The sequence below is a fragment of the Thioclava sp. F28-4 genome, assembly GCF_002020045.1.
In the GTDB taxonomy this organism is placed as follows: Bacteria; Pseudomonadota; Alphaproteobacteria; order Rhodobacterales; family Rhodobacteraceae; genus Thioclava; species Thioclava sediminum.
This window is the reverse complement of the sequence record NZ_MPZQ01000003.1, coordinates 320,233-343,422: the sequence shown is the minus strand read 5'-3', so window position 1 is coordinate 343,422 and position 23,190 is coordinate 320,233. Positions and strand designations below refer to the sequence as shown.

The 23,190-nt window shown below is 64.6% G+C and carries 19 protein-coding genes; 12 read left to right on the top strand and 7 right to left on the bottom strand.

The annotated features are described in order from the left end of the window. Positions 1–2: 2 nt before the first annotated feature. Positions 3–1,028 carry a pyruvate dehydrogenase (acetyl-transferring) E1 component subunit alpha gene (gene pdhA, locus BMI87_RS09260; RefSeq protein ID WP_078520888.1) on the bottom strand — a complete coding sequence of 342 codons (1,026 nt, stop codon included), beginning with the start codon at positions 1,026–1,028 and terminating at the stop codon, positions 3–5. A gap of 182 nt (positions 1,029–1,210) precedes the next feature. After that, the gene (locus tag BMI87_RS09255; protein WP_152844401.1) at positions 1,211–1,507 is read right to left on the bottom strand and encodes a septum formation initiator family protein; all 297 of its coding nucleotides are present in this window, start codon (positions 1,505–1,507) and stop codon (positions 1,211–1,213) included. A 266-nt stretch (positions 1,508–1,773) separates the two neighbouring features. On the opposite strand from BMI87_RS09255, the gene BMI87_RS09250 reads away from it, so the two are divergent. Next, on the top strand, positions 1,774–2,718 hold the full coding sequence (locus BMI87_RS09250; protein ID WP_210402468.1) for a glycosyltransferase family 92 protein: 945 nt from the start codon (positions 1,774–1,776) through the stop codon (positions 2,716–2,718). Here the strand turns inward: BMI87_RS09250 and BMI87_RS09245 are convergent. From BMI87_RS09245 to pgk, 3 genes are all read right to left on the bottom strand, one after another. Further along, positions 2,680–3,633, bottom strand: coding sequence for a hypothetical protein (locus BMI87_RS09245; protein ID WP_146681543.1), 954 nt, complete (start codon positions 3,631–3,633; stop codon positions 2,680–2,682). The two genes, BMI87_RS09250 and BMI87_RS09245, sit on opposite strands and share 39 nt — an antisense overlap. 181 nt (positions 3,634–3,814) lie before the next feature. Beyond that, entirely contained in the window at positions 3,815–4,708 is an 894-nt protein-coding gene (locus BMI87_RS09240) for a fructose bisphosphate aldolase (RefSeq protein ID WP_078520885.1), read from the bottom strand. A gap of 223 nt (positions 4,709–4,931) precedes the next feature. Then, positions 4,932–6,128, bottom strand: coding sequence for a phosphoglycerate kinase (gene pgk, locus BMI87_RS09235; protein WP_078520884.1), 1,197 nt, complete (start codon positions 6,126–6,128; stop codon positions 4,932–4,934). A gap of 181 nt (positions 6,129–6,309) precedes the next feature. On the opposite strand from pgk, the gene BMI87_RS09230 reads away from it, so the two are divergent. After that, entirely contained in the window at positions 6,310–6,816 is a 507-nt protein-coding gene (locus tag BMI87_RS09230; RefSeq protein ID WP_078520883.1) for a peptidylprolyl isomerase, read from the top strand. Continuing rightward, positions 6,809–7,414, top strand: coding sequence for a peptidylprolyl isomerase (locus BMI87_RS09225; protein ID WP_078520882.1), 606 nt, complete (start codon positions 6,809–6,811; stop codon positions 7,412–7,414). Before BMI87_RS09230 ends, BMI87_RS09225 begins: the two co-directional genes overlap by 8 nt. Positions 7,415–7,581: 167 nt before the next feature. On the opposite strand, the gene BMI87_RS09220 is transcribed toward BMI87_RS09225, so the two are convergent. Continuing rightward, a complete protein-coding gene (locus tag BMI87_RS09220) occupies positions 7,582–8,517 on the bottom strand; it encodes a nucleoside hydrolase (protein ID WP_078520881.1) in 936 nt (311 codons plus the stop codon). Positions 8,518–8,712: 195 nt separating this feature from the next. Between BMI87_RS09220 and BMI87_RS22535 the strand changes: the two genes are divergently transcribed. Beyond that, positions 8,713–9,486, top strand: coding sequence for a hypothetical protein (locus BMI87_RS22535; RefSeq protein ID WP_078520880.1), 774 nt, complete (start codon positions 8,713–8,715; stop codon positions 9,484–9,486). A gap of 86 nt (positions 9,487–9,572) precedes the next feature. On the opposite strand, the gene BMI87_RS09210 is transcribed toward BMI87_RS22535, so the two are convergent. After that, positions 9,573–10,574 (bottom strand): Fe(3+) ABC transporter substrate-binding protein, encoded by a 1,002-nt coding sequence (locus tag BMI87_RS09210; RefSeq protein WP_246832675.1) that lies wholly within the window; start codon positions 10,572–10,574, stop codon positions 9,573–9,575. Positions 10,575–10,805: 231 nt separating this feature from the next. Here BMI87_RS09210 and BMI87_RS09205 point away from each other — a divergent pair, with 231 nt between their 5' ends. From BMI87_RS09205 to BMI87_RS09170, 8 genes are all read left to right on the top strand, one after another. Further along, complete coding sequence (locus tag BMI87_RS09205; protein ID WP_078520878.1) at positions 10,806–14,180, top strand: DUF2126 domain-containing protein; 3,375 nt, start codon at positions 10,806–10,808, stop codon at positions 14,178–14,180. A gap of 21 nt (positions 14,181–14,201) precedes the next feature. After that, the gene (locus tag BMI87_RS09200) at positions 14,202–16,637 is read left to right on the top strand and encodes a circularly permuted type 2 ATP-grasp protein (RefSeq protein ID WP_078520877.1); all 2,436 of its coding nucleotides are present in this window, start codon (positions 14,202–14,204) and stop codon (positions 16,635–16,637) included. A 4-nt stretch (positions 16,638–16,641) separates the two neighbouring features. Next, positions 16,642–17,520 (top strand): transglutaminase family protein, encoded by an 879-nt coding sequence (locus BMI87_RS09195; protein ID WP_078520876.1) that lies wholly within the window; start codon positions 16,642–16,644, stop codon positions 17,518–17,520. A gap of 222 nt (positions 17,521–17,742) precedes the next feature. After that, on the top strand, positions 17,743–19,341 hold the full coding sequence (locus BMI87_RS09190) for an ABC transporter substrate-binding protein (RefSeq protein WP_078520875.1): 1,599 nt from the start codon (positions 17,743–17,745) through the stop codon (positions 19,339–19,341). A 160-nt stretch (positions 19,342–19,501) separates the two neighbouring features. Further along, complete coding sequence (locus BMI87_RS09185) at positions 19,502–20,509, top strand: ABC transporter permease subunit (RefSeq protein ID WP_078520874.1); 1,008 nt, start codon at positions 19,502–19,504, stop codon at positions 20,507–20,509. 5 nt (positions 20,510–20,514) lie between these two features. Continuing rightward, positions 20,515–21,414, top strand: coding sequence for an ABC transporter permease subunit (locus tag BMI87_RS09180; RefSeq protein WP_078520873.1), 900 nt, complete (start codon positions 20,515–20,517; stop codon positions 21,412–21,414). A gap of 4 nt (positions 21,415–21,418) precedes the next feature. Continuing rightward, positions 21,419–22,252, top strand: coding sequence for an ABC transporter ATP-binding protein (locus tag BMI87_RS09175; RefSeq protein WP_078520872.1), 834 nt, complete (start codon positions 21,419–21,421; stop codon positions 22,250–22,252). After that, positions 22,249–23,091 (top strand): dipeptide ABC transporter ATP-binding protein, encoded by an 843-nt coding sequence (locus tag BMI87_RS09170; protein WP_078520871.1) that lies wholly within the window; start codon positions 22,249–22,251, stop codon positions 23,089–23,091. Before BMI87_RS09175 ends, BMI87_RS09170 begins: the two co-directional genes overlap by 4 nt. Positions 23,092–23,190 lie beyond the last annotated feature (99 nt).

Below are 23,190 nucleotides of genomic sequence, written 5' to 3'. Positions count from 1 at the left end.
CCTCAGGCGTTCTGCGGCGCGACATCGGTATAGATGTCGGTGTAAAGTTCATCCGCGGAGGGCTCGGGGCTCTCCTTGGCGAAATCGGCGGCGCCGTTGACGATCGCCTTGATATCCTTGTCGACCTGCTTGAGCTCGTCCTCGGTCGCATGCTTGCCGGTCAGCAGAAGCTGGCGGATATGCTCGATCGCGTCGCGCTCTTCGCGCATCTTCTGCACCTCTTCGCGGGTCCGGTATTTCGCCGGGTCCGACATCGAGTGGCCGCGATAGCGATAGGTCTTGATCTCAAGGATGTAGGGGCCCTTGCCCGAGCGGCAGTGCGCGACGGCCTTCTCGCCGGCCTGCTTCACCGCCAGCACGTCCATCCCGTCGACCTCTTCGCCCGCGATGCCATAGGCGATGCCGCGCTCGTAGAAGTCCGGCGACTTGGTCGCGCGCTTCACGCTGGTGCCCATCGCATATTGGTTGTTCTCGATCACGAAGACGACCGGAAGGTCCCAGAGCTGCGCCATGTTGTAGGTCTCTGCGACCTGACCCTGGTTCGCCGCACCATCGCCGAAATAGGTGAAGGTGACGTTGTCGTTGCCCTTGTACTTATCCGCGAAGGCGAGGCCCGCGCCGATCGGCACTTGCGCTGCGACGATGCCGTGGCCGCCGTAGAAATGCTTCTCTTTCGAGAACATGTGCATCGAGCCGCCCTTGCCCTTCGAATAGCCGCCATCGCGGCCCGTGAGCTCGGCCATCACGCCTTTCGGGTCCATCCCGCAGGCGAGCATATGCCCGTGATCGCGATAGGAGGTGACGCGCTTGTCGCCTTCCTTCGCCGCAGCCTCGAGGCCGACGACCACCGCTTCCTGCCCGATATAGAGGTGGCAGAAGCCGCCGATCAGACCCATGCCGTAAAGCTGACCGGCCTTCTCTTCGAAGCGCCGGATCAGCAGCATGTCATGGTAATATTGCTTGAGTTCCTCGGCCGAGACATTCGCGCCCGCTTTGGCGCCGCTCGCCGAGCCTTTCCGTGCTGCCATTGGTCAGACCTCCCTTGGCCGGAATAGTTTAGCGTTAAACCATTCCTTACAGCAATGCCGGGCCGAAGGCAATGACCCTGCGGTATCGCAGGGCAGGAATGGCGCTCACGTTTCAACTAGGGCCGGTGAGGCGGTTTTCGAGCGATGTTTGTGCCGCGAAAATGGGCAGGCCTATAAGCCTCTCAGCGGATCACGATCTCGTCCGAGCGCATCGCGCCCAGCACTTCGCGCGCCCGGCTGTCGAGGAGGTCCAGATCGAGGTAATCGTCGGAGAGGCGATGGGTCAGGTTGGCCATCCGGTCGACCTTGGCGCGCAGGGCATCACGCTCGGCGCGCTTGGCGTCGATCTCCGCTTCGATCTGCACGCGGCTGAGAATCCCGTAACGCCCCTGCACGGCGGCAAAGGCGAAATAGGCGCCCAGCACCACCGCCACGGTCACGAAAATCAGAGGCCCGATCGTGGGGCGTCTCATCACCATTGTCCTGCCTCGCTTCTTCGCTGGTCGCGTGCCTGTCCCCCAGACCCGCGCCACGGCCTCTGACGGGCCCTGTGCCTCGAATCATGTCACATGTGATTCGTCATTGGAATCCCCCGGATGATCAATTCTGCAAAGATTTCGCATGCCGTTGCGCACCGGGTTGCGCATTCAGCGGTCTGCCTCGCACGCGTGGCCGCGCATGCGCGCGGACTTGCCCCGGCGCGCGCATCTGGCTAGGCAGGTTTCGCAGCAGGAAAGGCGCGTATGTGAGTATCTCCGGGTTCATCAAGGCGATCGGGTCGAAGAAGATGCGACTCTTCGGCATCACCGCGCCGCCCGCAGCCGAAGGGCGCGAGGGGCTGGCCCTCGTCGCCATCGTGAAGAACGTGGGCGACTACATTCTCGAATGGCTGGAATTTCATACGGCGGCCGGCGCGCGCCACGTCTTTCTCTATGACAATGGATGCACTGACGACACGCTGGCCAGGATCGCGGCGTCGCCCTTCGCGACGTCCGTCACCGTGACCCCCTGGCGCATGGCGGGCTACGACCCGGCCACGCAGCGCCGCATCTCGCAGCAGGTCGGGGCCTATGCCCATGCGGTGACGACCTTCGGCGCCGATTTCGAGCGGATGGCCTTCATCGATATCGACGAATTCCTCGTCCCCGTTCCCGGGCTGAGCCTGATGGAGGCGATCACGCAGCATGGCGATCACTCCAACATCTCGCTGCCCTGGCACATGTTCGGCCATGCGGGCCACGAGACGCGCCCCGACGGCTGGGTGACGCGCGCCTTCACCGACCGCGCGCCCGTTCCCTACGCCCGCGACAGCGATCTGCTGCGCTTCAAATGCATCGTCGATCCGTCCCGCGTCTCCGCTGTGGGCGTGCATAGTTTCGAGACCGTGGATATGGGCGACCGCACCGCCAACGCGGCGGGGCAGGTGGTTTCGAACCGCGCGCGCAAGCAGGCGGCGTTCTTCACCTCGAGCCCGCTGCAGCTGAACCACTACTATCTGCTGTCGAAAGCCGAGCTGGAGACCAAGCTCGCCCGCGGCCCGATCAATTTCGGTGGTGCCGAGGGCTACCGCAAACGCGTGCTTGCTAAAGTCGCCGAGATCGAACGCGCGCCGGTCGAGGATCGCAAGGCGGTGGCGTATTATGACGCGCTCTCAGCCCAGCGGGGCGGCGCGGGTAATAATCTCGGTTAACTGCCGCGCGAGGGCGGCCGGTTCGACCGTCGCGCGCATCGCCTCCATCCGGTCCAGCGCATCACGCCAGAGCGGCCCGCCATAGCTGTCCTGTGCCAGCCGGAACGTCTCGGTGATGCTCTCGGGCGTCGGGTCGGTCAGAAACGGATAATCCGCACCGAGCATTTCCACCGCATCGTCGACATCGCGATTGACGAGGATATTCGCCTTGCAGGCTGCGGCGGTGAAGCCCTTCGTAAACGGTTTGTAGCCGCGATTGACGCCATGCGCGGTCTGGCTCTCGGGGCGCACCCCATAATGCAGCGCGAATCTCCCGATCCGAGGCAGGGCGCGTTCGAAATCCTCGACCACCGAGATATCGACCGTCTCAACCTCGCCGCGGATCGCCTCGGGGATCATCGCATTGTCCGGTCGCCCGATATAGCCGCAGGAGAACTCGGGTCTCTCGGGCAGCGGCAGCGCCTGCAGGCGTGGGTCGAAATGGTGATGCAGCAGCTCGACCGGACAGGACAGTCCCTTGTCCGCGCAAAGGTCGCGCAGCGCCTGTTGGCCGCGCAGCGAGGCCGCAATCAGCAGGTCGAACAATTCGGGCCGCACGTGGCGCAGCTTCATGTCGACCACATCCTGCGCGACGGTGATCCCGCGTTTGCGCAGCGGGGCCAGATGCGCGCGCGTGAGGTGTTTCGCGGCCGATTTCACGAAGATACACAGCGCGCCGCGCGGAATGCTGCGCGCCACGGCGCGCATCGCAATCGGCGGCATCACGAGCGCATGGAACGGACGTACAGACAGAGTGATCCCCGGATCCAGATCGGGTCTCAGCAATTCGACCAGCTGCTCGGCCCGCATATAGGCCGACCCACGCTGCGCGAGCGGCCGCGCCATGCGACGAAACAGAACGACATGTCGTTGCACGGACCCTGCGCCTTTCCTGTCTGGGGTGTTCAGCTTTAGCGTGTCCCGGCGTGACGCCGCAAGGTCGCGTGCAATGCAAAAAGCGGGCCGCCTCCCGACGCCCCGCTTCGGCTTGGTTCAAATATCCCGGGGGAACTCCCGCAGGGAGTGGGGGCAGAGCCCCCTGATCGGTTAACCGATCTTACCCCGCCACCGAGGCTGCGTGGATCGAGGTGATCGCCTCTTCCAGCATCGCGTTGAACTCCGCGTCCGACTGCTGGGCCGAGAGACCCTCCGTCAGCGCACGCGAGAAGGACGCGATCATGCCGGTGTTCTTCGCCAGCTTCTCGTTCGCCTCGTCGCGCGAATAGCCGCCCGAGAGCGCCACGACCTTCAGCACCTTCGGGTGATCGACCAGCGGTTTGTAGCGGTTCGGTTCGGTCGGCAGCGAAAGCTTCAGCATCACCTGCTTGCCCTCGGGCACCGTGTCGAGATGGCTGAGGATCTCGGCCAGCAGCATCTGCTCGGCCTCGTCCTTGTCAGCAATCGAGATCGTCACTTCCGGCTCGAGGATCGGCACCAGACCGTGGCTCAGCACCTGCATGCCCAGCTCGAACTGCTGATCGACGATCGCCTTGATGCCGCCGACATTGGCCGCCGAGATCACCGAACGCTCCTTGGTGCCGAAGATGCCCGCCTTGACCGCGCGCGACAGCAGATCGTCGAGGCCCGGGATCGGCTTCATCAGCTGCACGCCGTTCTCTTCGGCTTCCAGCCCCTTGTCGATTTTCAGGAAGGGCACGACGCCGCGCTTTTCCCAAAGATAGGTGGCGGTGGGCGTACCGTCGATCTCACGATCCATCGTCTGTTCGAACAGGATCGCGCCGACCACTTTCTCGCCGGTGAAGGCGGGGGATTTGATGATCCGCGCACGCATCTGGTGGATCAGGTCGAACATTTCCTCTTCGCCGTTATAGGCATCTTCCTCGATCCCGTAGAGCCGCAGCGCCTTGGGGGTGGAGCCGCCCGATTGGTCGAGGGCTGCGATGAAGCCGTTGCCCTCGCGCATCTGTTCGGTCTGCTTGGCGTTGGACATGGGAATTCCTCCTGCGGGATATGGTGTTGCCAGAAGGGATAGTTTCCGCGCCGGGGCGATGCAACGCTGGTGACGCTAACATCGCGAAATGGCGTGAATTTTGGCGTGACCTCGCCGCTGCGCGCCGTCCTGCGCCGCGAAAAGACGCGCAAATGAAAAGGGCCGGGGCGCTCTCGCAGTCCCGGCCCGATCCGTCTCTGCGCCCTGTCACAGGGCGCGAAGCTCAGTTCTGCTGATCGAGCGCGGCCACGCCCGGCAGGACCTTGCCTTCCATCCATTCGAGGAAGGCGCCGCCCGCCGTCGAGATATAGGAGAAGTCCTTCGCCGCATCGGCCTTGTTGAGCGCCGCGACCGTATCGCCACCGCCTGCGACCGAGATCAGTTTCTCGTCGCGGGTCAGTTCGGCCGCTTTCGCCGCCGCCGCATTGGTCGCCGCATCGAAGGGCGCGATCTCGAACGCGCCGAGCGGGCCGTTCCAGATCAGCGTGCGCGAGTTCTCGAAGACCTTCGTGATCTCCTCGACCGATTTCGGACCGGCGTCGAGGATCATCGCATCCGCCGGGCAGGCGTCATTGGCGACGGTCTCGTGCTCGGCGCCTGCCTTGAACTCGCGCGCCACGACCACGTCGACGGGCAGGTGGATCTTGCAGCCCGCATCCTTGGCCTTCTCCATGATCTCTTTCGCCGTGTCGGCCATGTCGCGCTCGGCCAGCGATTTGCCGACGTCGATGCCCTGCGCCACAAGGAAAGTGTTCGCCATGCCGCCGCCGATGATCAGGTGATCGACCTTGGCCACCAGATTGCCCAGCAGGTCGAGCTTGGTCGAGACCTTCGCCCCGCCCACGACCGCCGTCACGGGGCGCTCGGGGTCGCCAAGGGCCGCCTCGAGCGCCTTCAGCTCGGCTTCCATCAGGCGACCGGCGGCTGCGGGCAGGATCTTCGCGATGCCTTCGGTCGAAGCGTGCGCGCGGTGCGCAGCCGAGAAGGCGTCGTTGACATAGACCTCGCCAAGCGCGCCCATCTCGGCGGCCAGCATCGGATCGTTCTTCTCTTCGCCTGCGTGGAACCGGGTGTTCTCCAGCAGCAGGACCTCGCCTTTCTGCAGCGCGCCCACGGCTTCCTTCGCGGGGCCGCCGACGCAGTCCTTGGCGAATTTCACCGGGAAACCGAAGGCCTTCTCCAGCGCGGGCACCAGCGGCTCGAGGCTCATTTCGGGCACGACCTGGCCCTTGGGGCGACCGAAATGCGCCAGCAGCACCGGCTTGCCGCCCTTCGACATGATGTCCTGCACGGTCGGCACGATCTTCTCGATCCGCGTCGCGTCGGTCACTTTTCCGTTCTCCACGGGCACGTTGATATCCACGCGCACCAGAACGACCTTGCCGTCCAGATCGACCTCGTCGAGGGTTTTCCAAGCCATGAAATCACTCTCCCTATCGGCGCAGGGGACCATCATGAATGTGGCCCGCTCCCGCGGCTTGCGTTCTTCATGCCTGCGGCGATGGGTCGCGTCAACACGGCTGACCGAACTGCGGCGCTTTGTCCTTGCCGCGCAAGGGCCTCGCTCCTATGGTCAGCCCAAATTTTCAACGGAGGACCCAATGGCCGATATCAAGGATCCCGAGAACACGATCATCATCGAGCTCAAGGACGGGCCGGTCGTGATCGAGCTTCTCAGCGACGTCGCCCCGAAACATGCCGAGCGTATGAAGCAACTCGCCCGCGACGGCGCCTATGACAACGTGGCCTTCCACCGCGTGATCGAGGGCTTCATGGCCCAGACCGGCGATGTCGCGAACGCGAATATGGAAAAGGACTACAATCCGGGCCGCGCGGGCACGGGCGGGTCGCAATATCCCGACCTTCCGGCGGAATTCTCGAAGCTGCCGCATGATCGCGGGACGCTGGGCGCGGCGCGCTCGCAGAACCCGAACTCGGCCAATTCGCAGTTCTTCATCAACTTCAAGGACAACCATTTCCTGAACGGTCAATACACGGTCTATGGTCGCGTGATCGAGGGCATGGACAATGTCGACAAGATCGCGCGCGGCGAGCCGCCGCAGAACCCCGACCGGATGATCTCGGTGAAGGTGGCCGCCGATGCGTAATATCCTGCGCCGCACCGTTCTCGCCGCCGCCGCAAGCCTCGTCGTCGCAGCACCCGCGGCCTTCGCAGAAGACAGCTCGGGCGTTGCCGATACCGGCGGGCCGAAGCTCGTCCTGCAGATTGGTGGTCAGACCGAGGGCAAGGTCGTGATCGACCTGCTCACCGACAAGGCCCCGAAATCCGCCGAACGATTGATGACGCTCGCCAAGGAAGGCAAATACGACGATGTCGTCTTCCACCGCGTGATCGACGGCTTCATGGCCCAGACGGGCGATGTGCAATTCGGCAAGAAGGGCGGAGATACGTCGATGGCCGGCATGGGCGGCTCCGATCTGCCCGACCTGCCGGCGGAGTTTTCGAACATCTCCTTCCAGCGCGGCATCGTGGGCATGGCCCGCTCGGCCGATCCGAACTCGGCCAATTCGCAGTTCTTCATCATGTTCGCCCCCGCGCCCCATCTCGACGGGCAATATACCGTCGTGGGCCATGTCGTGAGCGGCATGGATGTGGTCGACAAGATCAAGAAGGGCGACGCGGCGCGCAACGGCGTGGTCGACGACCCCGATTACATCGTCAAAGCGACGGTGGAAGAGAAGTAAACCGGGCAGGGGGCTCTGCCCCCCACTCCCTGTGGGAGTTCCCCCGGGATATTTGGAAAGAGCGAAGACCCGGTTCGATCCGGTCTTCGCTCTTTTCATCTTCGCTCTTGAGAAAATATCCCGGGGGGCTTCGCGTCAGCGAAGCGGGGCAGCGCCCCTCCCAGCTTTCAGAGCCGCGCGATCCGCTCGGTCAGGAGCGTGTAGAACCCTTCGGCATCCAGGTCGCCCATGAACATCGCATTCGGCGCCCGGTCGGTGACGCGCCACCAGTCGGCGACGGTCATGCCCATGGTCAGCTCCGATGTGGTCTCGATCTCGACATTGATATGCCGCCCCGTGAACAGGTCGGGCTTGAGCAGATAGGCGATCACGCAGGGATCGTGCAGCGGCGCGCCCTCGGAGCCGTATTTTGCCATGTCGAAGCGCTCGAAGAAATCGGTCCAGCTGGCGACCGCATGGCCGACGCGCGTGCCGAGATTGCGGAACGCCTCGACGCGGGCGCGGGTGGTGAGCGCCTTATGCGTCACGTCGAGCGGCATCACCACCAGCGGCACGCCGGATTTGAACACGATCTCGGCGGCCTGCGGATCGACATGGATGTTGAATTCGGCGGCGGGCGTGGTGTTGCCCACCTCGAAATAGGCGCCGCCCATCAGCACGATCTCTGCGATCTTCTCGGCGATGTCGGGGGCGCGGCGCAAAGCGGTCGCGATATTGGTGAGCGGGCCCAGCGGGCAGAGCGTCACGCTGCCGGCGGGATGGGCGCGCAGCGTCTCGATCAGAAAGTCGACTGCGTGTTGGTCCTGCAGCGCCATCTGAGGCTCGGGCAGTTCGATCCCGTCGAGCCCGGTCTTGCCATGGACATATTCCGCCGTGACCAGGTCGCGTGCGAGCGGCCGGTCGCAGCCCGCATAGACCGGCACATCCGTCCGCCCGGCCAATTCGCAGACCACACGCGCGTTTTTCGACGTCAGCGGCAGCGGCACGTTTCCGGCGACACAGGTGATGCCCAGAACTTCGAGGTCGGGGCTGGCCAGCGCCAGCAGGATCGCCACCGCGTCATCCTGTCCGGGATCGGTGTCGATGATGATCTTGCGCGCCATTTTCGCCTCCTTCGCGGGTCCGGCGCGACCTTGGCGCGGCGGCGCGGCGATGTCCAGATATGGGGAGGGGTGACCCTCGGGCACACCAAATCGACATTACCTATGCGTGTGTTCGCCGCGAAGCTTTCCTGCGGGCGGCCACATTTGGCCACATTCGGTCTCTAGACCACTATCTGCAGGGAAGGACACCCAGACATGAACCAGCATCACATCTTCATCGCAGCGCCCGCTTCGGGTGGAATGAGTGGCCAGATGGCAAGAACGCTTGGCTGTGGGCAGGACGCATTGGCCCGCGCAGGCTACGGTCCGGCGGTGATCGGGGCTGCGGCTGGCGGGCGTGTCCATCTCGATTCGCAATTGATCGGCGATGCGGCGGCGGGGCTCTATCACCTTTTCGCCCGGGCTCAGGAACGGGCCGAGCGTTTTCGCGAGGCGCTGAGCGGTTCGGTCGGGCGCGTGGTGCTCTATGCGCCGAGTTATGAAGACTATTACCCGGCGCTCTGGCGTGATCTCGCCGCGCGCCGCCCGCTCAAGCCCTTCGCAGAGTTGACGCCGCGCCTGATGGCGCGTCCGCGCCGCTGGGTGAACGTGGTGCGCGATCTGAAAGCCGGTCTCAACCCGCGCGAAATCATCGTGCTGCCGCATGGTTCGAAGATCGGCGAGGCGATGGCCGCGCTGGTGCCGGGCGCGTCGCTCGATCCCGCGCCGGATGCCGAGACCGCGCATGCCGATACGGTGATCGCGATGATGCAGCGCCTGCACCATTCGGGCGTCGTGATCGGGCCGAAACAGAAACGCCGTCTGGCGCGGTTCCATCACCAGCAGCCGCAAGGCACGCCGATCGCCGAGTTCGATCCGCTCGACCGGGCCTCGCTGCAGCGGCGCTACGAGCAGGATCTGGAGCAGATGGCCGCCATCGACGGCGTGCGCATCGGCCCCGACGAGGCGCTGCATATCGCGGCCCAGTAACCGCTGCGGTTGCGCTGCAATTCCGGACATTGAAAAAAGCGGCGCCCACTAGACGCCGCTTTCTTTGTTTTCAGGTCTGATCGCGATCAGCCGTCGAGATCGACCTGATCGATCAGCTTCAGCGCGGTCGGGCGCAGCTCTGCCAGCTTCGCGAGATCGACCGTGTCCGGCGTGAACTCGCCCCAGCTTTGCACCAGTTCGGACCGCGCGACGCCCGGCTTGATCGGGAATTCGTGGTTGGTCTGGGCGTAGATTTCCTGCGCCTCGTCCGAGACGAGGAATTCCATCAGCTTGAGCGCGTCCTCGCGGTTCGGCGCGGATTTGGTCATCGCCATGCCCGAGACGTTCATATGGGTGCCGCCCTCTTCGAAGACCGGGAAGGTGATGCGCACGGAATTGGCCCATTGCGCCTGCTCGGGATCGGCGAGCATCTGGCCCATGTAATAGGTGTTGCCCAGCGAGATGTCGCATTCGCCCGCCCAGATCGACTTCACCTGGCTGCGGTCGTTGCCTTCCGGCGTCTTGGCGAGGTTCGCCTTCAGCCCTTCGAGCCATTCCTTGGTCGCCTCTTCGCCGTGATGGGCGAGATAGGCCGAGGTCAGCGCGACATTGTAATCCGAGGTGAAGGAGCGGGTGCAGATGCGGCCCTTCCACTTGTCGGAGGCGAGGTCTTCATAGGTCGTCACTTCGCCATCGGCCACGCGCTCTTTCGAGGCATAGACGATGCGGGCCCGCGAGGTCAGGCCGAACCAGTGGTTCTGCGGGTCGCGGAATTCGGCGGGGATCGCGTCTTGCAGCGCCGGGTCCTCGACCGCCTGCGTCACGTCCGCATTCACCACTTCGCTCAGCCGCGCGATGTCGACGGTCAGCACCAGATCGGCGGGGGAGCGGTCGCCCTCGGCTTTCAGGCGCTCGACCATGCCTTTCTCGACATAGGCGATATTCACCGCGATCCCGGTCTCTTCGGTGAAAGCGTCGAGCACGGGCTGGATCAGTTCGGGCTGACGGTGGGAGTAGATGTTCACATCCGCAAGCGTCGGCGTGGCGAGGGCCGTGCCCATCAGGGCGAGGGCGAGGGTCCGGGTCATTGAAGTCTCCATTCGCGTTTTCGTGAGCGCAGAGGTAGCGGCCACTCACGAACGCGTCAATGCCTGAGTGAATTAATCGGAAATAATTTGCCACCGTATGCCTGCCCGCTTTTTGGGCGTTCGATTGACCAATGGGCAGGGGCAGGGCGCATTTTTCGAAATTGGCGCTTTTACCGAAGCCCGCGCTCCGTCATCGTGAAACTGCGAAGACCTATTGCGGGAGCGAGACTTATGGCGATCCATGCCAGCATCTATCACCTGACCCATTACAAATATGACCGCCCCGTAACGCTCGGCCCGCAGATCATTCGCCTGCGGCCTGCGCCGCATTCGCGCACCCGGGTGATCTCGCATTCGCTCAAGGTCTCGCCCGGCGGGCATTTCGTGAATCACCAGCAGGACCCCTACGGCAACTGGCTCGCGCGCTTCGTCTTCCCCGAACCGGTGACCGAGCTGAAGATCGAGGTGGACCTGACGGCGGACATGACCGTCTACAACCCGTTCGACTTCTTCACCGAGGAATTCGCCGAGGAATGGCCCTTCGACTACCCCGAGGAGCTGCGCGACGACCTGTCGATCTACCGCACCCCCGAGCCGGAAGGCCCGCTGCTGGCGCAGTTCATCGGCGAGATCGACTACACGATCAAAGGGACGGTCAATTTCCTCGTCGCGCTGAATGCGCATGTCTCCAAGGTCGTGGATTACACGATCCGCATGGACCCCGGCGTGCAGACGCCCGAGGAGACCTTGCAGAAACGCTCTGGCTCGTGCCGGGACAGCTCGTGGCTCTTGGTGCAGGTGCTGCGGCATCTTGGGTTCGCGGCGCGGTTCGTCTCGGGCTACCTGATCCAGCTGAAACCCGATCTGGAGGCGTTGGATGGGCCGTCTGGCACCGATCACGACTTTACCGATCTGCACGCTTGGTGCGAGGTCTTCATCCCTGGCGCGGGCTGGATCGGTCTGGACCCGACGTCCGGATTGCTGACCGGCGAGAGCCATATCCCGCTGGCGGCCACACCCCATTTCCGCAATGCCGCCCCGATCTCGGGGGGCTTTTCCTCGGTCGGCAGCCCGAAGGTGAGTTTCGCTTTCGACATGACAGTGGACCGGGTGGCCGAACATCCGCGCATCACCAAGCCGTTTTCCGACGAGGCATGGGACCGGCTCAATGCGTTGGGGCGCAAGGTGGATGAAAGCCTGAAAGGGGGCGATGTGCGCCTGACGATGGGGGGCGAGCCGACCTTCGTCTCGATCGACGATTTCGAGAGCGACGAGTGGAACACCGCCGCCGTGGGTCCGCAAAAGCGTGCGCTGGCCGATGAGCTGATCCGGCGGCTGCGCGATCGCTTCGCGCCGGGGGGCTTCCTGCATTACGGGCAGGGGAAGTGGTATCCGGGCGAGAGCCTGCCGCGCTGGACCTTCTCGCTCTACTGGCGGCGCGACGGCAAGCCGATCTGGCGCGACGAGGACCTGATCGCCAAGGAGGGCGACAAGACCGGCGCGGGGCCGGAGGAGGCCGGCACGCTGATGCGCGGGATCGCGGAGCATCTGGGGATCGAGCCCGATCACGCCCAGCCCGCCTATGAAGACCCGGCCGAATGGATGCTGAAAGAGGGCAATCTGCCGGAAAATGTCACGCCCGAGGACAGCAAGCTGAAGAACCCCGAGGATCGCGCGCGTTTCGCGCGGGTCTTCAATCGCGGGCTGGAGACGCCCACGGGTTACATCCTGCCGGTGCAACGCTGGCAGGCCAAGGCGAAGCCCGGCCATCGCTGGCGCTCGGAGAAGTGGAAGACCCGGCGCGGCAAGCTGTTCCTGATCCCGGGTGACAGCCCTGCGGGGTTCCGTCTGCCGCTGGGCGCGCTGCCCTATGTGCCGCCCGCGCAATATCCCTATCACTATGTCACCGATACCTCGCTGCCGAAGAGCGATCTGCCCGATTTCCATGCAGAGATGGAGGCCGCCGCCGCGAAGGGGTTGGTCGATGCGCCCTCCGAGGAGCACAGCCAACCGGTCTCCGAGGCGCAATCGGCCGAGCCGGGGCAGAGGATCGTCGAGCAGGATCTCGATACCATCGACGGCGTCGTGCGCACCGCGATCTCGGTCGAACCGCGCGACGGGCGGCTTTGCGTCTTCATGCCGCCGACCGAGGATCTGGAGGATTACCTCGAACTGATCGCCGCCGCCGAGGAAAGCGCCACGGCGATGGGCCTGCCGATCCATATCGAAGGCTATGCCCCACCGCACGATCCGCGCCTCAACGTGATCCGGGTCGCGCCCGATCCCGGGGTGATCGAGGTGAATATCCATCCCGCTCATAGCTGGGAGGACTGCGTCGCCACCACCGAGGCGATCTATGAGGAGGCCCGCCAGTCCCGGCTGGGGGCCGACAAGTTCATGATCGACGGGCGCCATACCGGCACGGGGGGCGGCAACCATGTCGTGGTCGGGGGGGAGACGCTGCTCGACAGCCCCTTCCTGCGGCGTCCCGATCTGCTGAAATCGCTGATCCTGATCTGGCAGCGGCATCCCTCGCTGTCCTACCTGTTCTCGGGCCTCTTCATCGGCCCGACCTCGCAGGCGCCCCGGATCGACGAGGCACGGCACGATACGCTCTATGAGCTGGAAATCGCACTGAGCCAGATCCACCCGCCCGAGGCTGGCAATGTGCCGCCGCCGTGGCTGGTGGACCGGCTGCTGCGCAACATGCTGACCGACGTCACGGGCAATACCCACCGGGCGGAGATCTGCATCGACAAGATGTATTCGCCTGATGGGCCGACCGGTCGCCTTGGCCTCGTCGAGTTCCGCGGCTTCGAGATGCCGCCGGACCCGCGCATGTCGCTCGCGCAACAACTGCTGCTGCGCGCCATCATCGCGCGGTGCTGGAATGCGCCGGTAGAGGGGCGTCCGGTGCGCTGGGGGACGGTGCTGCATGACCGCTTCATGCTGCCGCATTACCTGTGGGAGGATTTCACCGATCTTCTCGCCGACCTGCGCCGTCACGGTTTCGATCTCGATCCGCAATGGTTCGAGGCGCAATCGGAGTTCCGCTTCCCCTTCTGCGGTCAGATCGAGGCGGAAGGCGTGCATCTCGAGATCCGTCAGGCGCTGGAGCCATGGCATGTGCTGGGGGAGACCGGCGCCATCGGCGGCACGGTGCGCTACACCGACAGCTCGGTGGAGCGTTTGCAGGTGAAGATGACCTCGCTCCATCAGGACCGCTACAAGGTGATGTGCAACCGCCGCCCCGTGCCGCTGGCGCGGACGCAGGACAGCGGGGTCTCTGTCGCCGGGGTGCGGTTCAAGGCGTGGCAACCCGCCGAGGCGCTGCATCCGACGCTGCCGGTCAATGCGCCGCTGACCTTCGACATCTATGACGACTGGACGGGCAGGGCGATCGGGGGCTGTGTCTATCACGTGGCCCACCCGGGCGGGCGCAACTACGACACCTTCCCGGTGAACGGCAACGAGGCGGAGGCCCGCCGATTGGCGCGCTTCGAGGGACACGGTCATACACCGGGGGCTTATCGTCCGGAACCGGAGACCCCCCATCCGGAGTTTCCCCTGACGCTTGACCTGCGACGTCCTGTCGGGCTGAGTTGATCCGAGCCTAACGGAGACCCGATGCAAAGCCCCGATACGCCCGACGCTGCGAGCCCGCTCGAACAGCACCCGCTTCTGGCGGGCTATGCGCCCGTGCCGGGCGTGGCCGACGAGCTGTTCGAACGCTCCGGTGCGATGCGGCGCGTCTGGCGGCCCTTCGTGGAGAAGTTCCTGCAGCTCGAACCGGGGGAAATCCCGCAGCGCTTCGAGCGCGCCAACCAATACTTGCGCGATGCGGGCGTCTATTACCGGCAATATTCCAACGATGTGTTGGCCGAACGCGAATGGCCGCTGAGCCATATCCCCGTGATCCTGCATGAAAGCGAGTGGTCCGGCATCTGCGAGGGGCTGGCACAGCGCGCCGATCTGCTGGAGGCGGTGATGGCCGACCTCTACGGGCCGGGAAGTCTCGTCGCGAACGGGCATCTGCCGCCGGAACTGATCGCGGGCAATAAGCACTGGATGCGCCCGATGGTGGGGGTGGAGCCCAAGGGGGGGAATTACCTGCATTTCCTCGCCTTCGAGATCGGGCGCTCGCCAGACGGGTCGTGGTTCGTGCTGGGGGACCGGACGCAGGCGCCCTCGGGGGCGGGCTTCGCGCTGGAGAACCGGATGGCCACGGGGCGGATCTTCCCCGAGAGCTTCCCCCGCGACCATATCCATAAGCTCGCCACCTTCTTCGGCGATTTCCGCGCCGCGCTGGAGGTGCTCGCGGGGCGGGTCGATGGCGATATGCGCCGCGCCGCGATCCTGACACCGGGCCCGGCCAATGACAGCTACTATGAGCATACCTATATCGCGCGCTACCTCGGCCTGTCGCTTCTCGAAGGCGAGGATCTGCTGGTGCAGAATGGCGAGGCGATGGTGCGCACGATCGAGGGGCCGCAACCCTTGGGCGCGCTCTGGCGGCGGATGGATGCGGGCTTCGTCGATCCACTCGAGATGGACCCCGACACCCAGATCGGCACGCCCGGCCTGATGGAGGCGGTGCGCGAGGGCAATCTCGCGATGGTCAACGCGCTGGGCGCGGGCGTGTTGGAGACCCGCGCGTTGATGGCCTTCCTGCCGAAGATTTCGCGGGTGCTGACGGGGCAGCCGCTCGCCATGCCCAATATCGCGACATGGTGGTGCGGCGGCGCGTCCGAGCGCGCCCATGTCCGTGCCAATGCCGAGAACATGATGATCGGCCCTGCGATGGCGGTGAACCTGCCCTTCGATCTGGATGCCGCGACCGCGCTGGGCGGGCAGTTCCGCTCGGGCGCGGAGGCGTCGATCGCGGATTGGCTGGAGGCCGAGGGGCGGCATCTGGTGGGCCAGGAGGCGGTGACGCTGTCCACGACGCCCGCATGGCATGACGACGGGCAGGGCGGCGGCTCGGTCCGGCCCTGTCCGATGACGGTGAGGGTGTTTGCGGCGCGCACGCCGCAGGGCTGGCAGTTCATGAAGGGCGGCTATGCCCGGATCGGGCCGGAGGGCGATGCGACCGCGCTGTCGATGCAGCAGGGCGGGGCCGTGGCCGACGTCTGGATCGTCTCGGACAAGCCGGTGCCCTCGGCGAGCATGGCGCCGCGCCAGACCGGCACCTTCCGCCGCAAGATCCCCGGCACGCTGCCTGCGCGTGCCGCCGACAACCTTTACTGGCTCGGCCGCTATATCGAGCGCTGCGAAGACTCGATCCGGGTGATCCGCGCCTATCACCTGCGCCTCGCCGCGACAGGCAGCCCGGAAGACGAGCGGTTGGCCCGTCTGGCGGAGTTCCTCGGCGCGCATGGGTTCGATATCTCGCAACCCGTGCCCGATGCGCTGTTGCAGCGGCTCGATGCGGCGCAGGCCTGCGCATCGAAAGTGCGCGACCGGTTCTCGACCGATGGCTGGCTCGCGCTGAAGGACCTGTCGAAGACCGCCCGCGGCATGGTGAGCACCGCGCGCCCCGGCGACGATACGGCGCGCGCGATGGGGGTGCTTTTGCGCAAGATCACCGGCTTCTCCGGTCTCGTGCACGAGAACATGTACCGTTTCGAGGGCTGGCGCTTCCTGTCTATCGGTCGGGCGCTGGAACGCGCCGACGGGATTGCCGCGCTGCTCATCCGCTTCACCGCCGAGGATGCGCCGGAAGGCGCGCTCGATCTGGCGGTGGAGGTGGCCGACAGCGTCATCACCCACCAGCGCCGCTACCGGGTGCGCACCAATCTGGAGACGGTGCTGGACCTGCTGGTGCTCGACGCCGCCAACCCGCGCGCAATTCTGTTTCATCTCAATCGGTTGAAGGGGCTTCTTGATGAGCTTCCCGAGGCCGAGGTGGCCGGGCGTCCCGGCGATCTGTTGCGCGCGCTGATGCCGCTGCGCACGCAGCTCTCGGTGATGGAGCCCGAAGAGGTCACGCCCCAGATGTTGCAGCAGATCCGGTCCGACCTGTTCCGGCTCTCCGATCTCGTGTCGCAGAAATATCTGAGGTAAGCGCATGCGTTACGAGGTTAAGTTAAAGCTGAGCTACCGGTATAATGCGCCCTCCGATCACGCGCGGACCCTGCTGCGGGTGCTGCCGTCGGACATTGCGGGGATGCAGACGGTCACGTCGCGCCTGCTCAGCTTCGATCCGCCGCCCGATGAGCGCCACGACTCGCGCGATTTCTTCGGCAATACGATGACCTCGGCGGTCTGGCACGCGCCGATCGCGGAGATCGGCGTGACCCTTAACGCCAAGATTGACCGGGGGCTCGCGGAGCCGGGGCTGGACCTGTCCTCTCCGCGTGAGGAGCTGGCGCAGGAGATCGCCCAATTCCGCAGTCTCGCGCCCAATGCGCCGCATCATTTCCTCGCGGCCTCGCGCCGTGCGGCGCCGACGAAAGAGATGACGGAGTTCGCTCAGGCACAGTTGCAGCCGGGCCAGACCGCGCGCGGCGCGATCGAGGCAGTGGGCCGCGCGTTGCATCGTGAGATGCGTTTCGATGCGGGCGCGACCGATGTGAATACGCCCGCAGCCGAGGCCTTCGCGAACCGCCACGGGGTCTGTCAGGATTTCAGCCATATCATGATTTCCTGCCTGCGTGGGGTGGGGATCCCGGCGGGCTATGTCTCGGGCTTTCTGCGCACCTATCCGCCGCCCGGCCAACCGCGTCTGGAAGGCGCAGATGCGATGCATGCCTGGGTGCGGGCCTGGGCGGGCGCCGAGACCGGCTGGGTCGAGTTCGACCCGACCAATAATCAATATGCGGGCGAGGATTACATCACCGTCGGCTATGGGCGCGACTATGACGACGTGCCGCCTTTGCGCGGGGCGATGCGCGGCGCAGGCGGTCAGCAAAGCGCGCAGGCGGTGGATGTGATCCCGCTCGATTGAGGCCGCGCAACCCCGGCGCGCCATCGTGCGGCGCGCCGCAGGATTCGCACGAAAGCTTCACTGGCTCGTGACCCGCGACGTCGCGGCATTCATTGACCACGTGATCAAAGCACGATTTACTCCTCACCAGTTTGTGTTTGAACCGTCCCACGATGTCGCGCCCGCGCGACCGGAGGGGGCGGCAGCACTCACGAAAAGACCAACCAACAGGAAGGACAGACCATGACCATTCGCTCGATGCTTTTGGCGGGGGCTGCCGCGGTGATGATGACCGCAGGCGGAGCCGGCGCCAAGACGCTCGTTTATTGCTCGGAAGCGTCGCCGGAAGGCTTTGATCCCGCGCCCTACACCTCGGGCACGACGTTCGACGCCTCGTCGCATCCGGTCTACGACCAGCTCGTCGAATTCAAGCCGGGCACGACCGAGATCGAACCGGGCCTCGCAGAAAGCTGGGACGTCTCCGACGACGGCCTGACCTACACGTTCAACCTGCGCAAGGGCGTGAAATTCCACCCGGTCGAGGGCTTTACCCCGAGCCGCGATTTCAACGCCGATGACGTGATTTTCTCGTTCGACCGTCAGGGCAACAAGGACAACCCCTATTACGCTTACGCGCCGGGCGTTTCCTATGAATATTATGCCGGCATGGACATGCCGACGATCATCAAATCGATCGAGAAAGTCGACGATTACACGGTGAAGTTCACTCTGTCCGAGCCGAACGCGCCGTTCCTTGCCGACCTCGCGATGGACTTCGCGTCGATCATGTCGAAGGAATATGCCGACAAGCTCGCCGGCGAAGACCGCAAGGCTGACATCAACAACGTGCCGGTCGGCACCGGTCCGTTCTCCTTCGTGGCCTACCAGAAGGACGCCGTGATCCGCTACAAAGCGAACCCGGACTACTTCAAGGGCAAGACCCCGGTCGACGATCTGATCTTCGCGATCACCCCCGATCCGGCGGTGCGCATGCAGAAGCTGCAGGCGGGCGAATGCCAGATCATGCCGTACCCGTCGCCGGCCGACATTCAGGCGCTCAAGGACGACTCGAACATCAAGGTCGACGAGCAGCCCGGTCTGAACGTGGCTTACCTCGCCTACAACACCACGCAGGCGCCGTTCGACAAGCCGGAAGTCCGCAAGGCGCTGAACATGGCGATCAACAAGGACGCGATCATCGACGCGGTCTTCCAGGGCGCTGGCCAGGTTGCCAAGAACCCGATCCCGCCGACCATGTGGTCCTATAACAAGGACATCAAGGACGACGCCTACGATCCTGAGCAGGCTAAGAAAATGCTCGACGAGGCTGGCGTCAAAGATCTCGAGATGAACATCTGGGCGATGCCCGTGCAGCGGCCCTACATGCCGAACGCACGCCGCACCGCGGAACTGATGCAATCGGATCTCGCCAAGGTCGGCGTCACCGCGAACATCGTCTCCTACGAATGGGGCGAGTATCTGAAGAAGTCGAAAGATCCGACCCGTGACGGTGCGGTGATCCTCGGCTGGACCGGCGACAATGGCGACCCGGACAACTTCCTCGCGGTTCTGCTGGGCTGCTCGGCGGCTGAAAGCGGTGCGAACCGTGCCTTCTGGTGCGATCAGAAATTCGACGATCTGATCACCAAGGCGCGTCAATCGAGCGATCAGGCCGAGCGTACCAAGCTCTATGAGCAGGCTCAGGAAGTCTTCAAAGAGCAGGCGCCGTGGGACACCATCGCCCACTCGACCGTGTTCATGCCGATGTCGACCAAAGTCAGCGGCTACGTGATGAGCCCGCTGGGTGGTCACGACTTCTACGGGGTGGACATCTCGGAGTGATCCTGAGAATACCCGCGTGATTGGGGCGTCCGGGAGACCGGGCGCCTCGCAATACTTTTAGGGGCCAAACATCGGAGACCGATGACCGCTGGCGCAACTGGGTGCGGCGGGCAGGGGCTCCCCACAGGTTCCGAAGAGAACCGCAAACAGGACCGGTGACATGTTACGTTTCATAATCGGCAAGATCCTCTGGCTGATCCCCACGCTGATCGGCATCACGATCGTGGCCTTCGGGTTCGTTCGGGTGCTGCCCGGGGACCCGGTGCTGCTGATGGCAGGCGAGCGCGGGCTGAGCCCCGAACGCCATGCCGAGCTGGCGCATCAGCTCGGCTTCGACCGCCCGCTCTGGCAGCAATATCTCGATTTCATCTGGCAACTCGCCCATGGCAATCTCGGCGACAGCCTCGTGACCCACAAGCCGGTGCTGGGTGAGTTCTTCGCGCTCTTCCCGGCCACGTTGGAGCTGGGCGTCTGCGCGATGTTCCTCGCCGTCGTGATCGGCGTGCCGATCGGCGTGCTGGCCGCGATCAAGCGCGGCTCGTGGTTCGATCAGGCGACGATGGGCACCGCGCTCGTGGGCTATTCGATGCCGATCTTCTGGTGGGGCCTGCTGCTGATCATCCTGTTCTCGGGGATCCTGCAATGGACGCCGGTCTCGGGGCGCATCTCGCTGATGTATTACTTCCCCAACGGCACGGGCTTCATGATCTGGGACGCGCTGATGTCGGGACAATCCGGCGCGCTGACCTCGGCGCTGAGCCACCTGATCCTGCCGGCAGTCGTGCTGGCGACGATCCCGCTCGCGGTGATCGCGCGCCAGACCCGTTCGGCGATGCTCGAAGTGCTGGGCGAGGATTACGTGCGCACCGCGCGCGCCAAGGGGATGCCGCCGCGCCGCGTCGTGGGCGTCCACGCGCTGCGCAATGCGATGATCCCGGTGATCACCACGATCGGCCTGCAGGTCGGCATGCTGATGGCGGGCGCGATCCTGACCGAGACGATCTTCTCCTGGCCGGGCATCGGCAAATGGATGGTCGATTCGATCTCGCGGCGCGACTACCCCTCCGTGCAGGGCGGGCTGTTGATGATCGCGCTGATCGTGATGTTCGTGAACCTGATCGTGGACCTGCTCTACGGTCTGATTAACCCGCGTATCCGGCATAGGTGAGTGACATGTCCGAAGTGACCGAAACCGATATTCCGGCCGGCACGCGCCGCGCGCAATTCGCCGAGTTCTGGTTCTATTTCAAAGAAAACCGCGGGGCCGTGATCGGTCTGGTGGTGTTCGCCCTGATCGCGCTGGCCGCGATTGCGGCACCGCTGATCTCGCCCTTCGATCCCGACACGCAGTTCCGCGACGCGCTTCTGGCGACGCCGCTGACGCATGATGCCAACGGCACCTTCCTGATGGGCACCGATGCGGTCGGGCGCGATATCCTCTCGCGCCTGCTGTTCGGCGCGCGTTTCTCGCTGTTCATCGGCGTGATGGTCGTGCTGCTCGCGCTCTCCGTGGGCGTGATCCTTGGCCTGCTCGCCGGTTGGTTCGGCGGCTGGGTCGATACCGTGATCATGCGGGTGATGGATATCATCCTCGCCTTCCCGTCGCTGCTCTTGGCACTCGTCTTCGTGGCGGTGCTCGGCCCGGGGCTGATCAACGCGATGATCGCCATCGCCATCGTCTATCAGCCGCATTTCGCGCGCCTGACCCGCGCGGCCGTGCTGTCGGAGAAAAACCGCGATTACGTCATGGCCGCACAGGTCGCGGGCGCGGGCCATATGCGCCTCATGTTCCGCACGGTGCTGCCGAACTGCCTCGCGCCGCTGATCGTGCAGGGCACGCTGAGCTTCTCGAACGCGATCCTCGACGTGGCGGCCCTTGGCTTCCTCGGCATGGGTGCGCAGCCGCCGACCCCGGAATGGGGCACGATGCTGTCGGAAGCGCGCGAGTTCATCCTGCGCGCGTGGTGGGTCGTAACCTTCCCGGGTCTCGCGATCCTCGTGACCGTGCTGGCGATCAACCTGATGGGCGACGGCCTTCGCGACGCGCTCGATCCGAAACTGAAGCGGAGCTAAGCCAATGTCCTTGCTGAAAATCCGCAATCTCACCGTCGAATTCGACACCGCTCAGGGCGCGTTCCGCGCCGTGGACGGGATCGATGTCGAAGTCTCGGGCCGCGAAGTGCTCGCCATCGTGGGCGAATCCGGCTCGGGCAAATCGGTCTCGATGCTCGCGGTGATGGGGCTTTTGCCGCCCACCGCGACGATCACCGCCGACGAGATCACCTATGACGGGCGCGACATGCTGAAAATGTCGGGCCGCGAACGTCGCCAGATCATCGGGAAAGAAATCTCGATGATCTTTCAGGAGCCGATCTCCTCGCTCAACCCCTCCTTCACCTGCGGTTATCAGGTCGAGGAAGTGCTGACGCGTCACCTCGGACTGAAGGGCAAGCATGCCCGCAAACGCGCGCTGGAGCTGTTCGAACAGGTGGGCATCCCCGATCCCGAACGGCGGCTGAACAGCTACCCGCACCAGCTTTCGGGCGGGCAGTGTCAGCGCGTAATGATCGCGATGGCCATCGCCTGCAAGCCGCGCCTGCTGATCGCCGACGAGCCGACCACCGCGCTCGACGTGACGATCCAGAAGCAGATCCTCGATCTGCTGATGAGCCTGCAGGAAGAATACGGCATGGGGCTGATCATGATCACCCATGACATGGGCGTCGTGGCCGAGACCGCCGACCGCGTCTCGGTCCAGTTCAAGGGCCGCAAACTGGAGGAGGCCGACGTGCTCTCACTCTTCGAGAACCCGCAGCATCCCTATACGCGCGCGCTTCTGGCGGCGCTGCCGGAGAACGCGACCGGGGACCGTCTGCTGACCGTCGCCGATGGCTGGGAGGGCGTGCAATGAGTGTGATCCTCGAAGGGCGCGACATCACGCGCGACTACATCGTCTCTGGCGGGTTCCTGCGCGGGGCGAAGACGATCCGGGCGCTGCACGGCATCTCGTTCTCGCTCGAGCAGGGCAAGACGCTGGCCATCGTCGGCGAATCCGGCTGCGGCAAGTCCACGCTGGCGCGCATCCTGACGCTGATCGACCCGGCCAATTCGGGCGATCTGTATATTCAGGGCGAGAAGATCGACATCAAGGAAACCAAGGTGACGTCCGCATTGCGCGCCAAGGTTCAGATCGTCTTCCAGAACCCCTATTCGTCGCTCAACCCGCGTCAGAAGGTGGGCGAGGTTCTGACCGAGCCGCTGATCATCAATACCGACATCCCCGCCAAGGAACGCCGCAAGCGCGCCGAGGAGATGCTGGAGAAGGTCGGCCTCGAGCGGCAGCATTACAACCGCTACCCGCACATGTTCTCGGGCGGTCAGCGCCAGCGGATCGCGATTGCCCGCGCGCTGATGCTGAACCCGCAGATCCTCGTGCTGGACGAGCCGGTCTCGGCGCTCGATCTGTCGGTGCAGGCGCAGGTTCTGAACCTGCTCAAAGACCTGCAGGACGAGTTCGACCTGTCCTATATCTTCGTGAGCCATGACCTCTCGGTCGTGCGCTATTTCGCGGATGAGGTGATGGTGATGAATGCGGGCGAGGTGGTGGAATACGCCTCGCGCGATCAGATCTTCGCCAATCCGCAGCACGAATATACCAAGACGCTGCTGGCCGCGACGCCGATCGCCGATGTCGAGAAGATCCGCGAGCGGGTCGAACGCCGCAAGGCGTTCTTGGCTGCGGAGAGCTGAGGGCAGGGCGGTGCCTTAGGGCCGCTGGGAGTTAGGAAATGGGCCCGAGGCGATGCGCCTCGGGCACATTTTTTTTGGGGGGCAACGTTCGCAGCCCAC